Genomic DNA, 14,000 nt, shown 5'->3' on the forward strand with positions numbered 1-14,000 from the left:
ATTTAGAAGCGCAGTTCCTGGCGGGCGCGCTCGATGGTCGGCTGAGCCCAGCGGCTGCTGTATTCCGCGCTGGTGCACAACGAGCGGGTGACGGCCTTGTCGATGTAAACCACGCCGTCAAGGTGGTCCGCTTCATGCTGCACAATGCGTGCCGGCCAGCCGGTGAACTCTTCGGTCCCGACCGTTCCGTCTGCGCGGAGATATTCAAGCTCCACCACCCGGTGACGCTCCACGACGGCTTGGTAGCCGGTAAAGGACAAACAGCCTTCAAAGAACGACGCCGTGTGCTCGCCGATGGTGCGGACGTGCGGGTTGATCGCCGCGAAGTACGGCAGCGGTTGACGTTCGCGTGCGCCGGCTATCTCAGGTCCCACGGTGGCTGGATCTTCCAAAACCGCCAGGCGCAAGGGGATGCCGATCTGCGGCGCCGCCAGGCCGACCCCCGGTGCGGCATGCATGGTCCGGCGCATCAGCTCCAGCAGGGCGTGGAGTTCGGCGTCCTCGATCTGGCCGTCATAGGGAACAGCAGCCTGCCTCAGGACCGGGTGTCCCAGCTGGACGATCTGCGGCAGATCTTCCCGCTCCAGCACTGCTGCCACTGCAGCGCGGAGGTCGGCTGCCTTCAGTCCTGACACGATGCGTTTCTCCGTCCGTTGCGGTGATGTCCGTCAGCCTTGATCCTATCCACGGCCTAGCCGATCGACGGCCTGGGCAGAGGCTCCCAGGCCGTTGGCCCCGGCGCGATTGCTCAGGCGCGATTGCCCGGGCGCGATTGCTCAGGCGCTGCTGGAACAGTGGTCCCGGTAGCGGGATTCCAACACGCCCTGGGGATCGGCAGCGGCAACTTTCACGGTCAGCGATCCCGTTTCGGCCCGGTCCACGGTGATGGCAATGGTCGCCTCTGAATGATCCGCGCGCTGGCGGCAGCGTACCGGTTGCAGGGCGGCAGGCACGGAAAGGCTGTCCCCGGGACTGAGGCGCGTTCCGCCGGCCCTGTCCGGCACCCAGTCCGTGCCACCGCTGAAACGCGGTGAGTACATGGTTACGGCAAGGACAAGCACGGTTGCCTCGGACTTGTTCACCACTGTCAGCAGCACGACGTCGTCGTTGCCCTCCGCGGCCCCGACGGACGCGCTCAGCTGTTCGACGGTGACAGGAGGCCCGTCCTGCTGCATGGGTTGGCGGCCGGACGGGTCCGGGGACGCGGCGTCGCGGGGAGATTCCGGAGCGCCGGAACTGCATGACGCCAGCGAAAAAACCGCGATCAGAAGCAGCAGGGATGTCCGCCATCTCCTGCACTGTAACGGCAGGAGCTGCCAGCCCGTCCACATGCAGTCATCGTACATTCAAATTACGAGGGCGGCGACGTCGATTAAGGTAGACAGTGGACCGTTGAAGCACTGCACGAACCTGGTGAGACCGATCCGGACGACGCCGTCGAAGACAACAGAGGCGTTTCCGCATGACAGATGGAGACACGATGAGCATGGTCACCAACACGGGTATTCAGTCGCCTGCGCTGCCCCTTGCAGACAGCCACGACTTGATCCGTGTACAGGGCGCACGCGAGAACAACCTGAAAGACATCAGCGTCGAGCTCCCGAAACGCCGGTTGACAGTCTTCACGGGCGTCTCGGGCTCGGGCAAAAGTTCGCTGGTCTTCGCCACGATCGCGGCGGAGTCCCAACGTATGATCAACGAGACTTACAGCGCCTTTGTGCAGGGCTTCATGCCGACGCTGGCACGCCCCGACGTGGACTATCTGGAGGGCCTGACGACCGCGATCATCGTCGATCAGGAGCGGATGGGCGCCAACCCGCGCTCCACCGTCGGCACCGCAACCGATGCCAACGCGATGCTGCGCATTCTCTTCAGCCGGCTTGGTGATCCGCACATCGGCTCGCCCAATGCCTACTCCTTCAACGTGCCTACGGTGAAGGCCAGCGGAGCGATCACCGTCGAACGCGGCAACAAGACCAAGGCGGAGAAGGCAACCTTCAACAGGCTGGGCGGCATGTGCCCGCGGTGCGAGGGCATGGGCGCCGTCAACGACTTCGACCTGACAGCACTGTACGACGGCACCAAGTCGCTCGCTGAGGGCGCACTCACGGTTCCCGGGTACAGCATGGACGGCTGGTACGGACGCATCTTCAGTGGTGCCGGCTTGGACATGGACAAGCCGATCGGGAAGTACTCCAAGAAGGAGCTCCAGAAACTGCTCTATTCGGAGCCGACGAAGATCAAGGTGGAAGGGGTCAACCTCACCTTCGAGGGCGTGATCCCCAAGATCCAGAAGTCGATGCTTTCCAAGGACGTCGAGGCAATGCAGCCGCACATCCGTGCTTTCGTGGAGCGGGCCGTGACCTTCACTACCTGCCCCGAGTGCGACGGCACCAGATTGAGCCAGGAAGCCCTGTCCTCAAAGATCAAGGGCAAGAACATCGCAGACCTCTGCGACATGCAGATCAGCGATCTGGCCGAATGGATCCGGGAACTCGATGAGCCTTCGGTGGCCCCGCTGCTCAACGGGCTGCAGCATCTGCTGGACTCCTTCAAAGAGATCGGGCTGGGCTATCTCTCGCTCAATCGGCCGGCGGGCACTTTGTCTGGCGGCGAGGCGCAGCGCACCAAGATGATCCGCCACCTCGGCTCGTCGCTCACGGATGTCACGTACGTCTTTGACGAGCCGACGATCGGCCTGCACCCGCACGACATCGAGCGGATGAACCAGTTGCTGCTGCAGTTGCGGGACAAGGGCAACACGGTGCTCGTCGTCGAGCACAAGCCGGAGACGATCGCGATCGCCGACCACGTCGTCGACCTCGGGCCAGGCGCCGGTACGGCGGGCGGCAGCGTCTGCTTCGAGGGCTCTCTGGAGGGGCTGCGGGGGAGCGACACGATCACCGGCCGCCATCTGGATGACCGGGCGAGCCTCAAGGAAACAGTGCGCCAGTCGTCCGGCGCGCTGGAGGTCCGCGGCGCGTCGATGCACAACCTCCAAGCTGTCGACGTCGACGTCCCGTTGGGAGTGCTGTGTGTTGTCACGGGCGTGGCCGGTTCCGGCAAGAGCTCGCTGATTCACGGTTCAGTTGCCGGCCGCGGCGGCGTGGTAGTGATCGACCAGGGCGCCATCCGCGGTTCCCGGCGGAGCAACCCGGCCACCTACACCGGCTTGCTCGAGCCGATCCGCAAGGCGTTTGCGAAGGCGAACGGCGTGAAGCCGGCGCTCTTCAGCTCCAACTCCGAAGGTGCCTGTCCTACCTGTAACGGCGCCGGCGTCATCTACACCGACCTCGGCGTCATGGCCACTGTGGAATCCACCTGCGAGGACTGCGAGGGTAAGCGGTTCCAGGCAGCAGTGCTGGAATACAGGCTGGGCGGCCGGAACATCGCCGAAGTACTCGCGATGTCGGTGACAGAAGCCGAGGTGTTCTTCAACGAAGGCGAGGCACGCACACCTGCCGCCCACAAAATCCTCGACCGGCTCGCCGACGTCGGGCTGGGCTACCTCAGCCTCGGACAGCCCCTCACCACGCTCTCCGGCGGCGAACGGCAGCGGCTCAAGCTCGCCACTCAGATGGCGGAAAAGGGTGACATCTACGTCCTCGACGAGCCGACAACCGGGCTGCACCTGGCCGACGTCGAGCAACTGCTCGGCCTCCTGGACAGACTCGTCGACGCCGGCAAATCGGTCATCGTCATCGAACACCATCAGGCGGTCATGGCGCACGCCGACTGGATCATCGACCTCGGCCCCGGCGCCGGCCACGACGGCGGCCGTCTCGTCTTCGAGGGAACACCCTCCGAGCTTGTTGCCGCCCGCGCCACGCTCACCGGCGAGCATCTCGCGACCTACGTGGGCGCTTAATCTCCGAGGGCGGCGGCGACTGTGCTGGGCATCGTCGCCGCCCTGACTCGGGGAGCTTAGCCGGGGGAGTGCTGGTGCAACGCCGCCCGCCAGCCATCCGCGCTAACAGTCCAGGCCGGTATCAGGCCGCCCTCCAACCTGTTGTCCTGCTAAACACGTCTCGTAAAGCTGCTCAGCAGATCCTGGAGTCAAAGCGGGCCACAGGACCTGTAAAGTCCAACGACGGCGACGGCGGGCATACAAGGGGTGGTGCACTAGTTATGTCAAGTTGTGCTGATCTGGGGTTGGCTAAGTCAGCACGCATGGAGTGAAGCCCTACGATGCGACAGCAGTCCAGGAGATTGCCCCGAGCATGCATGGCGGCATCCCATAAAAGCCGGCCCAATCAACATCTTCAAGATTCTGCAGGTTTATGCGCTGAAAACCACCGCGGGCAGAAATACGCTCATGCAGAGTAAAGACATCAATCGTCGTCGTCGGCGGATTGCACGAACCGCACCGTGGATAGCACCAGCAAAGGTACCGTTAAAGGGTCGCCGTCGATGGAACCGAAGTTCTCAACCGCATCGCCCATGAAACCCCGAGCAACGCTGAATGCGCCACTCCTGGCCGCGCAAATAAAACGCCGATAATCTACATTATGTCAAGTTGGGCATTGGCTAAGTCAAGTTGGGCATTGGCTAATGCGATCACTTACGCTCCCCCTAGTGCTCCCAAACAGTTCTCGATGATCGACGAGAAATTCTGCCGCTTTGGAGACGCATCCGCAGGATCTCCACGCCCGGGCCATCGAGCTCGTCGAGATAAACATCGCGCCCGGCCATGCCCATCACCAGGGCAAGGGTTGAGCCGGTCACTAGTGGGCCGCTACCCGCGGCGAACAGCCCGTCAACAGCGCGCAACTGCAGACCGGCGACGTGCGTCCGGCTGGCAACGGTAAAGTCGCGGCGGGCAAAAAAATCGGCCACGGGTGTCAGCGCCTCGACACTCGGTGCGCGCTGAATCCCCAGGGGCTGGCGGATGTCTTGGGCGTGCACGACGACCTCACCAAGGTACGCAGGTATATGTCCTGAGGGTGCCGTTGTACTTTTGAAGACGGTATGGAACAGGTCCAGCGTTTCTGCCGGTGTCTGACCGCGCCGCTCGCTCAATCGACGCTGGTTATGCACGTAGGGACGGAAGCACGCGCCGAGCATACTGCGATACCACCGCCACTGGTTCAAGCTGGCCGCGGCCGTGAGGTGGGCCACGACGTGCTCGACATCCCAGTTCCCGCACAAAGTGCAGTGCCTCCACTGCTCTGCGCTGAGGCTTGAGAGGTCTTCCGCCAGGGCGGCTCGCTCGGCATGCGCCAACGCCCAGAGCCGATCGTTCTGCCATCGCGTCGTGACGCTGCCTCCACTCGTCACCGGTCACCTGATTCATGCGTTGATGACGTGCCCGCCGCCGCCGCGACCAGTCGGGATGCACCGGTTCCTTTGAGCCTCTCCCGCGGTACCAGGCGCCCGGAGACTGCCAGCAGCAGGTCGATGGAGTCGGCGTCGACGCCGGCACCCTGCCCCCAGCTCCCGCCAGTCTTCCTGTCGGTCAGTCGCAATCCTGCTACCCGTTCGCGTCCACCTCCAAAGGAGACAGGGGTGCGCAGTTGGTAGGCCAAGGCTTGGGCGACGGCCATTTCGGGGTAGTTTCCGGCAATCCACAGGGGACGGCGTATATCCTCTCCGTGCACGATAGCCTCGACCAGACGTGATGCGAGGTTCGCCCGCGGTGTGCGCCTGAGGACTGCAGCTTCCCGTAGCGCGGCGAATGTGTCCTGCGGCTCCTCCCGCTTCACTCGGGCAGTGCCGTTCTCATTTGCCAGGTCGAAGTCCATGCGGGCGATAAGCAGGTCACGAACGAAGGAGATCCGGCCGGTCAGTGCCGTATCGACCAGGTGCGCGAGGACATCGTGGATATCCCATCCCGGGCAGAGAGAGGAGACGCGCCACTGTTCGTCGCCCAGCTCAGAAAGATCAGCCGCGAGCCGCCGCCTTTCGGCATGCACAAGTTGCCAGATCGCTGCCGCTGACTTGCGCATGTTGGCTCCATCTCGAAAGGGTTTGGGAGATCACCACTCCTTGGCACTCTAATACTGAAGCGGCCTGCCGAGGAAGGCACATGCCTCGTCCGCACTTGCCCGAAGACAAAGGTCCCGCTCAAGCAAACCTACAATCTCCGAAACAAGCACCGCTTCGCCAACAACTAGTCGCTGGTCCCCCATTTCCCTATGGCACTGCCCGCGAATGCGCCCACTCGAGCCCTTGCGGGCAAGGGTCGATCCTTACTCCGCTCCCCGTGCTCCCGGATGGTGCCGCCGGGTCACGCGTGACGATCGCGGCGGGAGGCCTGCCCGCTTTCACACGGTCGGGTGATGCACTGTCCTCTGCGTCACGCTTAAAGGACGACGAAGGCAAGGCTAGCGGCCTCTGTGTCCCGTGCCCAGAACTCTACGGACGCCGATGTCTAGGCCTCATGGCGGTCTCCCCCAACGGCTGCATGACCGGCATGTTAGGTCGTAGTTTTGCCACGCTCCATGTTCGCTTGCGCTGCATGCAAGGGGGTCTAGGAGGCATTCGACGGCGTTGGCTCCGCTTGCCAGGTGGCAGTCCCCCGCCTCAGGATTGTCCGCGGCAGCCTTCGCGCCAGGGCCAGGCGGGTAAGTTCCAGCCCTCGATATTCCGTGCCAAACAGCGCCTATCATTCGACGGCGCGCGAGCCGTAAACTGGCGTTGTCGCGGGCAATGACGCCGGCCACTACTCTGTCCACCACCTCTTGACAGACAATTGGCGGCGGCCTCCCCGCCGCGCGCGTCGTTTCCCGACGAAGGAGTCGTTATGAACAGCAGATCGACAGGCACCGCGCGCATGACCCCTCAACAGCGCAGGGTGGCAGGGGCCACCATGATTGGCACAACGGTAGAGTGGTACGACTACTTCATCTACGCCAACGCCGCCGCCTTGGTCCTTGCCCCGCTGTTCTTCTCCCCGCTGCAGGGGACGATGGCTTCGATCGTCTCATTCGCCACCGTGGGCATCAGCTTTCTGTTCCGCCCCCTCGGAGCCGTCATCATGGGTCGCGTGGGTGACCGATACGGCCGCCGGGTAGTGCTGATCATCACCTTGATCCTCATGGGCTTGGGGACCACCCTCATCGGCGTCCTGCCCACCTACGCCACAATCGGGGTGTGGGCCCCGATCCTGCTGGTGATCTTGCGCATCATCCAGGGATTCTCCGCCGGTGGCGAATGGGGCGGGGCGGCGCTGATGGCTGTCGAACATGCCCCGGCCGAACACCGCGGCAAGTTCGGGGCCTTTCCGCAGCTGGGCGTTCCCGCAGGGATGCTCCTGGCCTCCGGGGTCACGGCCGTCTTCGCCGCCGCACTCACCGACGAACAGTTCCTGGCCTGGGGCTGGCGGGTGCCGTTCCTGCTGAGCTTCGTGCTGATCCTGATCGGCCACTACATCCGCACCCGGGTCGAGGAGTCTCCGGTGTTCCATGAACTGGAGGCCACGAAACAGACCGAGACCGCGCCGTTGTCCACACTCTTCCGCCACCATCCGAAGAAGGTCGTCCAAGCCACGCTCATCTTCATGGGCAATAATGCTGCTGGCTACATGCTCACCGGCGGCTTTATCCTGGGCTACGCCACAACGCAACTGGACTTGAACGCCGACGCCATCCTCAACATCATCACCCTCGGCTCGGTGGCCTGGCTGATCTCAACCTGGGTCTCCGGGGTAGTCTCCGATCGCATCGGCCGGCGCAAGATGTACATCATCGGATGGGCCTGCATGCTCGCCTGGCTGTACCCGCTCTTCCTGCTCATCGACACCGGCGAGTTGAGCCTCGTCGTCGTTTCCTTGGTGGTTTTCGGCGCGGTCATGGGACTGTCCTACGGACCGCTGCCGGCCCTGTACGCCGAGCTGTTCCCGGCCCGGATCCGGCTCAGCGGCGCCTCCATCAGCTACGCGATGGGGGCGGTGCTCGGCGGGGCCTTCGCCCCCACGATCGCCACCGCACTGGTGGGCACGTTCAACACCACGGTCGCCGTCTCGACGTACCTATTCCTGCTCGTGGCGGCCTCGCTGATCGCCACCCTGACGCTGAAGGACCGCACCGGGTCCAACCTCTATCCGCCGGACAGCGAGCTGCAGCCGCTGGAGGACGACGAAACCCCTGGACCCACCCACAACCTCTAACTATACGACGTCGCTTGGTCCGCAGTGCCCTGGATTGGCGACCGATCAGATTTGTCATCCAACCCGTCAGCTAGTGGGCGGACGGGCGGCATTCGGCTCGCGTGCTGTCATTGAGACGGCTGGCCAGGCACTCCCTCTGTTGATTGCCTCTCCCCCGTGCCGTGAGGCGCCGTGGTTTCGTCCACGTGCTGTTTGAGCGTCTGCAGGTGATATGCCCACCCCACGCGATGATCGGCTGCAAGCGACTCTCCATCAGATAGCGCAGCGAACCCTGATTCACTGAGGCAGATCCGTGCGCCCGCTCCGTCTGAGTCAAAGGTGCACTCGACAGTGGTCGGACGTTCCCATTCGCTCTCACGCCATGAAAAGACGAGCCGACGCCCTTCCACCACGTCTTCGACCACTCCAGTGGCCTCAAACGAAACGCCGTCCATTTCCCAGCGCTCCGTCAGCAGCGAGCCGGCAACCGGCCAGAAGTCCATCTCCGGCCACCACTGGCCTTTTTCATGCACGAACACTGTCCACGCATGCGCAACCGAGCAGCTAAGCAAGACTTCTGCCTGAATGCGGTCGAGGGCGGTCATGTGCCTGTTATGTCATACGTCCGGTTCAACCGCAATGGCTCCGGCTCCCCCGCTTGTCGAATCCGGCCCCACAGGCGGCAGCGATGCCGGGCGGCCTTGCGCCTCCTACCGGAGCAATACGGCGATTCCGCTGGCAGCCGCTGCCCAGAGCACGCTGGCGAAGGTTCCCAGAATGAACCGCTCCGCAGCGCCGGACTGGCCGAGTTCGGAGTATCGGCCGAGGCCTTTCACCGCCAGTACTACCGCCAGTCCCTCTGGCCAACCAGCCAGCAGCGTGACGGAGATGCCTGTCCGTTCCAGCACGCCGATCCAAGCACCCCCTCGAAGGACAGGCTCCTTCTCAGCTTTCTCCCGGTTCTCCGGATGTAAGGCATTGAAGGACAGGGTGAGGATACTGACAGTCAGTGGCCCGCCGCCCAGCGCGGCGACGGCCACGGCAAATGCATAGACGCCGGCTCCCAGACCACCCCCGCTGATGCTGGCAAGCAATGCCGCTACTCCCATCCAGAGAAGCGAAATAGCACTGAGTGAATACAAGCGGGCGTTCCCATTGCCGCGGAACCGCTCCCCATACATCGGAACCGCTATGAGGGCAGCCAGACACAGCAGAATCAGACTGGCAAGACTCACAGATCCGCACCTTCCAGAAGGGACTCTGCGACCGCTTGGACCCTTCTCGATTCCTGCCACAACCCGCTCTGGAGCCTGCTGGAGACGGCTTGCTGGCTAATCCCCAGCTGACGGGCAATCTGCTGCTGCGTCAGGCCTTGGTCGCTCAGAACACCCGCCTCCACTGACATGGCACTGCGCTTTCGCGCCACGGAGACCAGCAACTGCAGTAAGGCCTCCGCCTGTGCAGCCATAGGGCTCTGACCCGAAACGGCGATATTGCCGGATGCATTCTTAGCAGCCGTCACTGCCGTGCGCGCCCGCTCGAATGCCTCCCCTGAGGCAGCGCGAGTATTGTCTGGCAAAGGCTTTCGAACTTCCCCAATACCGATACCAACGCTCCAATGCCCACTGATGGCCAGCTCCATCGCGATGCTCAAGGCGACGGAAGCATCATCAATAAGACTTTGCATCTCATCGCCTGCCGTTCGGTCAAACGGGAGAATCAACGGCCGTAAGGCGTCGTTGTTAAGGTCATTCATCACCGGCCCAACGAGGTCCTCCCGGGTCCTGGACTTACGCTGATCAACGGTCAGTACGTACACAACACGATATCCTTGTGAGCATATAAACAATGCTACAGATTTGTTCGATCGTGGACAAGTCATGGCATCTGTTGACTTACCAAGCCGATGGTGTTGCCTTCGGAGTCCTTGACGAAAGCCATCCATTCATCGCTGCCGGCAGGACCCAGCGTCCCTTCCTCATGCTGGAAGATCAGCTGCGGCTCCTCCACTACTTCAACTCCGGCGCCCTTCAGCCTTGCAATTTCCGAGTGGACATCAGGTACCTGCAAATAGAGGAGGGCGGAAGGGGCTCCCCTTTCGAGGAGTAATCTGACGCCGTCGAGCATGAAAAAGACCAGTCCCGGCGGGTCAAAAACGGCGGTTGCCTCCTGGCGCATCAAGTCCCCGTAGAACGCCCTGGCCCGGTCAAGGTCTGAGGCACGCTGTGCAATCTGTATGATTTTCACCATTCCTCCGAGTCCTCCATACTTCCCGCCCGTCGTCAGGAAGTGCCGCGGCGGGACGTAGGCTTGATTCGTGAAGACCTCTGCAATCGCTCCCCGGCAATCTACGGCCAGCATAGTCCTAGCTTTCGCGGGAGACATCGCCTGCGTAGTCCTGTTTGCAGCGATCGGACGCGACACGCACGAACACGGCCTGGACGTGTCGGGAATCCTTTTGACCGCCGCACCTTTTGCCGGCGGTGCTGCCATCGGCTGGCTCCTTGGCCGAGCTTGGCGCAGGCCATTGGCGCTTTGGCCTGCCGCCGTCGTTGTATGGCTCTCCACTGTCGTTTTCGGACTGCTGCTGCGCGGCTTTGCCGGCGGAGGCCTGGCCGTGTCGTTCCAGATCGTGACCCTGTTGGTACTGGGTGTCTTTATTATCGGTTGGCGCCTGGCCGCGGCGCTGGTCATGAAGATACGCAAAAGCCGGACCTTGGCATAACCTCGGTTGTAGGCATAAATGGTGCGATGAAAGGCAGCAAAAGTGGTTACAGCGTTTGTACTCATCCAGACCGATGCATCCCGGATTCCGGAGTCCGCGCAGGAGATTTCGGAGATCGAAGGCATCAGCGAGGTCTACTCGGTTACCGGTGAATGGGACTTGATCGCCGTGGCCCGGGTCACCAAGCATGAGGATCTCGCCGATGTGATCGCGGACCGGCTCTCCAAGGTACAGGGCGTTCAAGCCACAACCACGCACATCGCCTTCCGCGCCTATTCGCAGCATGACCTTGACGCGGCCTTCTCTTTGGGATTCGACCACTAACTGAACAAGGCGTGTGGGCCGGAGGAACTATCCTCCGGCCCACACGCCTTTAATGTCTTCGGGTCAGGCCTACTGCGTGACTTTGACCCAACGGTCAAGTGCCTCGGCTGCGGCTCCACCGTCAATTGCTTCAACAGCTTGTGCCAGGCCCTTCGCCAGCCTTGCCTGAAGCGTTCCCTCGGCCGACTCATCTAATGCGACTAAGCCAGCAGCAGCATTAAGAACGACGGCGTCGCGCACTGGACCGCGGCTTCCCGCCAGTGTGCGACGGACTACTTCCGCATTCGCAGCAGCATCTCCTCCACGCAAGTCATCGAGAGTGGCACGCGGGATGCCGAGATCGAGCGGGTCGAGTTCCGATTCGGTTACCTTGCCGTCGCGCACTTCCCAAATCGTCGAGGGACCGGTGGTAGTGAGCTCATCAAGACCGTCCCCTCCCCTAAAGACGAGCGCGCGCTGTCCACGGGCAGCAAGCACGCCGGCAATCAGGGGTGCCAGTCTGGCGTCCGCGACGCCAATTGCGGATGCCGTCGGATGCGCAGGATTGGTCATGGGGCCCATAAAGTTGAACGCCGTGGCAACCCCGAGTTCGCTGCGAACCGTGCCCGCGTAGCGCATAGAGGGATGGAACACCTGTGCAAAGCAGAACGTGATACCGGCCTCGACGGCGGCTTGGGCCACCCGAGCGACCGGTAGGTCCAGGCGCACGCCGAGTGCTTCAATAACGTCCGCCGACCCCGACGATGAAGATGCGGCCCGGTTCCCGTGCTTGACGATGCGTGCTCCGGCCCCTGCACAAACGAGTGCGGCCATCGAAGAGATGTTTACGGTGTTCTGCCGGTCACCGCCGGTTCCGACGATGTCGAGCTTCTCGCCCGGTATCTCTATCGGGCGGGCGTTGCTAACCATGGCGTCGACTAGACCGGTCAGTTCGTCGACCGTCTCGCCCTTCGCCCGGAGCGCCACCAGGAACCCTGCAATCTGCGCGTCGGTGGCTTCGCCGGCCATGATCGTGTTCATCGCCCAGTGAGTTTGCTCTCGGCTGAGGTCGTCTCCGGCGATCAGCGCCGAGATCAGAACGGGCCAACGAAGGGCAGTCTTGGCATCACTAAAAGGGCTCACACACCTAGGTTATCTACGAATTGTAGAAACTGCCTGAATATTAACTTCGCCGACAATCCGCGGAATACCGGGGGTTGGGAACGTTCGGGGCCCGCCACGCGTTCCGATGCATTGGTGAACTGGGCCGATTTATAGACATAATGACTATGTGACAACTGCAACCCACGCCCCCAGTACCCCGGCACATCCCACACTGAACCGCCCAAACCTCGTTTCCGTTGGAACCGTTGTCTGGCTGTCCAGCGAGCTGATGTTCTTCGCCGGCCTTTTCGCCATGTACTTCACCCTGCGCGCCACTTCACCAGAGATGTGGGCTACCGAAACGGCTAAACTCGACGTTCCGTTCGCATTGGTCAACACCATCATCCTGGTAGCCAGCTCCTTCACCTGCCAGTTTGGTGTCTTCGCGGCCGAACGCCTTCAGGCCCGCCGGACCGGCAGCCCCTTTAACGTCGCACGGTGGGGAATGGTCGAGTGGTTCCTGCTCACCTTCCTCATGGGCGCCATCTTTGTGTCTGTGCAGGCTTATGAGTACGCCCACCTCGTATCCGAAGGAGTGTCGCTTTCCTCCAACGCCTACGGCTCGGCGTTCTACATCACCACTGGCTTCCATGGTCTTCACGTCGCTGGCGGCTTGATCGCATTCCTGCTGATCATCGGCCGCGCCTATGTCGCGAAGAAGTTCGGCCACTTTGAAGCGACCTCAGCGATCGTTACCTCCTACTACTGGCACTTCGTCGATGTGGTTTGGATCGCACTGTTCATCATCATTTACTTCCTGAAGTAAGCCTTACTTGACTGTTCTTCTACGAAGGACAGAATTTCAAGAAGCTGCATTCGACGCACACGCACCACAGAGTTAGGAACCACGAAGTGAAGGCACTTTCGCAAAAGCGGCGACATCCGCTGGCGGCCATTGCCCTGTTGCTTATGGGTCTGCTGGTTACCGGCGGTCTCTACGCCGTAGCCGGTACGGTCAACGAGGCCCAGGCGACAACCACCACATACTCGGCACAGGACATTGAAGAGGGCGAAAAGCTCTTCGTTGCTAACTGTGCCACTTGTCACGGGTTGGGTGCAGTTGGCGCTCCGGAAGGTGCCCACGGAAATCAGGCAGGTCCTTCTCTGATCGGTGTCGGAGCAGCAGCTGTCGACTTCCAGGTCGGCACCGGTCGTATGCCGATGCAGATGTCAGGTCCTCAGGCGCAGCAGAAGCCGAAGCAGTTCAACGAAGAGCAGACCATGCAATTGGCGGCCTACGTTGCTTCTTTGGGCGCCGGTCCGGCCGTTCCCGAAGAACAGTACCTTGATGCCAGCGAAGGTGATCCCGCTGCCGGCGGTGAGCTCTTCCGGGTCAACTGCGCAATGTGCCACAACGCTGCAGCGGCCGGCGGTGCCCTCACCCGAGGTAAGTTCGCACCGGCCCTCGCGGGCGTGAGTGAGAAGCACATCTACGAAGCCATGGCTACCGGGCCGCAGAACATGCCTGTCTTTAGCGATGCCAACGTCTCCCCCGAAGGCAAGCAGGACATCATCGCCTTCCTGAAGACCATTGAAGAACAAGGTTCACCCGGTGGTAATTCCCTCGGATCACTCGGCCCCGTATCCGAAGGCCTCCTGATCTGGACAGCGGGCCTTGGCGCGATCATCGCCTTCACGATCTGGCTGACCCAGCGGTCATCCTGATCTCCTCCCGGCGGCCGTAGGGCCGCCGGGAAATTACTGACAACACACGCACTGAAA

At 62.2% G+C, this 14,000-nt stretch carries 15 protein-coding genes; 6 read left to right on the forward strand and 9 right to left on the reverse strand.

Annotated elements, in window-relative coordinates:
• Positions 1-2: 2 nt before the first annotated feature.
• A complete protein-coding gene (locus J5251_RS14995; RefSeq protein ID WP_171059237.1) occupies positions 3-635 on the reverse strand; it encodes a peptide deformylase in 633 nt (210 codons plus the stop codon).
• A gap of 141 nt (positions 636-776) precedes the next feature.
• The gene (locus tag J5251_RS15000; protein WP_139003511.1) at positions 777-1,175 is read right to left on the reverse strand and encodes a hypothetical protein; all 399 of its coding nucleotides are present in this window, start codon (positions 1,173-1,175) and stop codon (positions 777-779) included.
• Between the two features lie 305 nt (positions 1,176-1,480).
• Between J5251_RS15000 and J5251_RS15005 the strand changes: the two genes are divergently transcribed.
• On the forward strand, positions 1,481-3,868 hold the full coding sequence (locus J5251_RS15005) for an ATP-binding cassette domain-containing protein (protein WP_139003796.1): 2,388 nt from the start codon (positions 1,481-1,483) through the stop codon (positions 3,866-3,868).
• Between the two features lie 704 nt (positions 3,869-4,572).
• Here the strand turns inward: J5251_RS15005 and J5251_RS15010 are convergent.
• On the reverse strand, positions 4,573-5,277 hold the full coding sequence (locus J5251_RS15010; RefSeq protein ID WP_205676763.1) for a maleylpyruvate isomerase family mycothiol-dependent enzyme: 705 nt from the start codon (positions 5,275-5,277) through the stop codon (positions 4,573-4,575).
• Positions 5,274-5,945 carry a maleylpyruvate isomerase family mycothiol-dependent enzyme gene (locus tag J5251_RS15015; protein ID WP_139003509.1) on the reverse strand — a complete coding sequence of 224 codons (672 nt, stop codon included), beginning with the start codon at positions 5,943-5,945 and terminating at the stop codon, positions 5,274-5,276. The genes J5251_RS15010 and J5251_RS15015 overlap by 4 nt, the downstream gene beginning before the upstream one ends.
• A gap of 797 nt (positions 5,946-6,742) precedes the next feature.
• Here J5251_RS15015 and J5251_RS15020 point away from each other — a divergent pair.
• Entirely contained in the window at positions 6,743-8,107 is a 1,365-nt protein-coding gene (locus J5251_RS15020; protein WP_208574468.1) for an MFS transporter, read from the forward strand.
• A 107-nt stretch (positions 8,108-8,214) separates the two neighbouring features.
• Here the strand turns inward: J5251_RS15020 and J5251_RS15025 are convergent, their stop codons facing one another.
• From J5251_RS15025 to J5251_RS15040, 4 genes are all read right to left on the reverse strand, one after another.
• Positions 8,215-8,691, reverse strand: a complete 477-nt coding sequence (locus J5251_RS15025; protein ID WP_139003508.1) for an SRPBCC family protein — start codon at positions 8,689-8,691, stop codon at positions 8,215-8,217.
• A 105-nt stretch (positions 8,692-8,796) separates the two neighbouring features.
• Positions 8,797-9,321 carry a hypothetical protein gene (locus J5251_RS15030; protein WP_139003507.1) on the reverse strand — a complete coding sequence of 175 codons (525 nt, stop codon included), beginning with the start codon at positions 9,319-9,321 and terminating at the stop codon, positions 8,797-8,799.
• Positions 9,318-9,905: a sigma factor-like helix-turn-helix DNA-binding protein gene (locus J5251_RS15035; RefSeq protein WP_139003506.1), complete on the reverse strand. Its 588-nt coding sequence runs from the start codon at positions 9,903-9,905 to the stop codon at positions 9,318-9,320. The genes J5251_RS15030 and J5251_RS15035 overlap by 4 nt, the downstream gene beginning before the upstream one ends.
• A gap of 59 nt (positions 9,906-9,964) precedes the next feature.
• Entirely contained in the window at positions 9,965-10,333 is a 369-nt protein-coding gene (locus tag J5251_RS15040) for a VOC family protein (RefSeq protein ID WP_139003795.1), read from the reverse strand.
• A 70-nt stretch (positions 10,334-10,403) separates the two neighbouring features.
• Between J5251_RS15040 and J5251_RS15045 the strand changes: the two genes are divergently transcribed.
• Positions 10,404-10,811, forward strand: a complete 408-nt coding sequence (locus tag J5251_RS15045; RefSeq protein WP_240792885.1) for a DUF3054 domain-containing protein — start codon at positions 10,404-10,406, stop codon at positions 10,809-10,811.
• Between the two features lie 42 nt (positions 10,812-10,853).
• On the forward strand, positions 10,854-11,135 hold the full coding sequence (locus J5251_RS15050; protein ID WP_139003505.1) for an Lrp/AsnC family transcriptional regulator: 282 nt from the start codon (positions 10,854-10,856) through the stop codon (positions 11,133-11,135).
• A 69-nt stretch (positions 11,136-11,204) separates the two neighbouring features.
• Here the strand turns inward: J5251_RS15050 and trpD are convergent, their stop codons facing one another.
• Positions 11,205-12,257 carry an anthranilate phosphoribosyltransferase gene (gene trpD, locus J5251_RS15055; protein WP_139003504.1) on the reverse strand — a complete coding sequence of 351 codons (1,053 nt, stop codon included), beginning with the start codon at positions 12,255-12,257 and terminating at the stop codon, positions 11,205-11,207.
• 148 nt (positions 12,258-12,405) lie between these two features.
• Here trpD and ctaE point away from each other — a divergent pair, with 148 nt between their 5' ends.
• Both ctaE and qcrC read left to right on the forward strand, forming a co-directional pair.
• The gene (gene ctaE / locus J5251_RS15060) at positions 12,406-13,044 is read left to right on the forward strand and encodes an aa3-type cytochrome oxidase subunit III (protein WP_074702346.1); all 639 of its coding nucleotides are present in this window, start codon (positions 12,406-12,408) and stop codon (positions 13,042-13,044) included.
• Between the two features lie 86 nt (positions 13,045-13,130).
• Complete coding sequence (gene qcrC / locus J5251_RS15065) at positions 13,131-13,943, forward strand: cytochrome bc1 complex diheme cytochrome c subunit (RefSeq protein WP_139003503.1); 813 nt, start codon at positions 13,131-13,133, stop codon at positions 13,941-13,943.
• The last annotated feature ends 57 nt before the right edge of the window (positions 13,944-14,000 follow it).

Origin of the sequence: Arthrobacter crystallopoietes, from assembly GCF_017603825.1 — a bacterium.
GTDB lineage: Bacteria > Actinomycetota > Actinomycetes > Actinomycetales > Micrococcaceae > Crystallibacter > Crystallibacter crystallopoietes_B.

Bases quoted from the DNA above. Each gene is read 5' to 3' on its own strand.
- J5251_RS15000 (WP_139003511.1), bottom strand. From the start codon at position 1,175: ATGCAGCAGGACGGGCCTCCTGTCACCGTCGAACAGCTGAGCGCGTCC.
- J5251_RS15005 (WP_139003796.1), top strand. From the start codon at position 1,481: ATGAGCATGGTCACCAACACGGGTATTCAGTCGCCTGCGCTGCCCCTT.
- J5251_RS15015 (WP_139003509.1), bottom strand. From the start codon at position 5,945: ATGCGCAAGTCAGCGGCAGCGATCTGGCAACTTGTGCATGCCGAAAGG.
- J5251_RS15020 (WP_208574468.1), top strand. From the start codon at position 6,743: ATGAACAGCAGATCGACAGGCACCGCGCGCATGACCCCTCAACAGCGC.
- J5251_RS15025 (WP_139003508.1), bottom strand. From the start codon at position 8,691: ATGACCGCCCTCGACCGCATTCAGGCAGAAGTCTTGCTTAGCTGCTCG.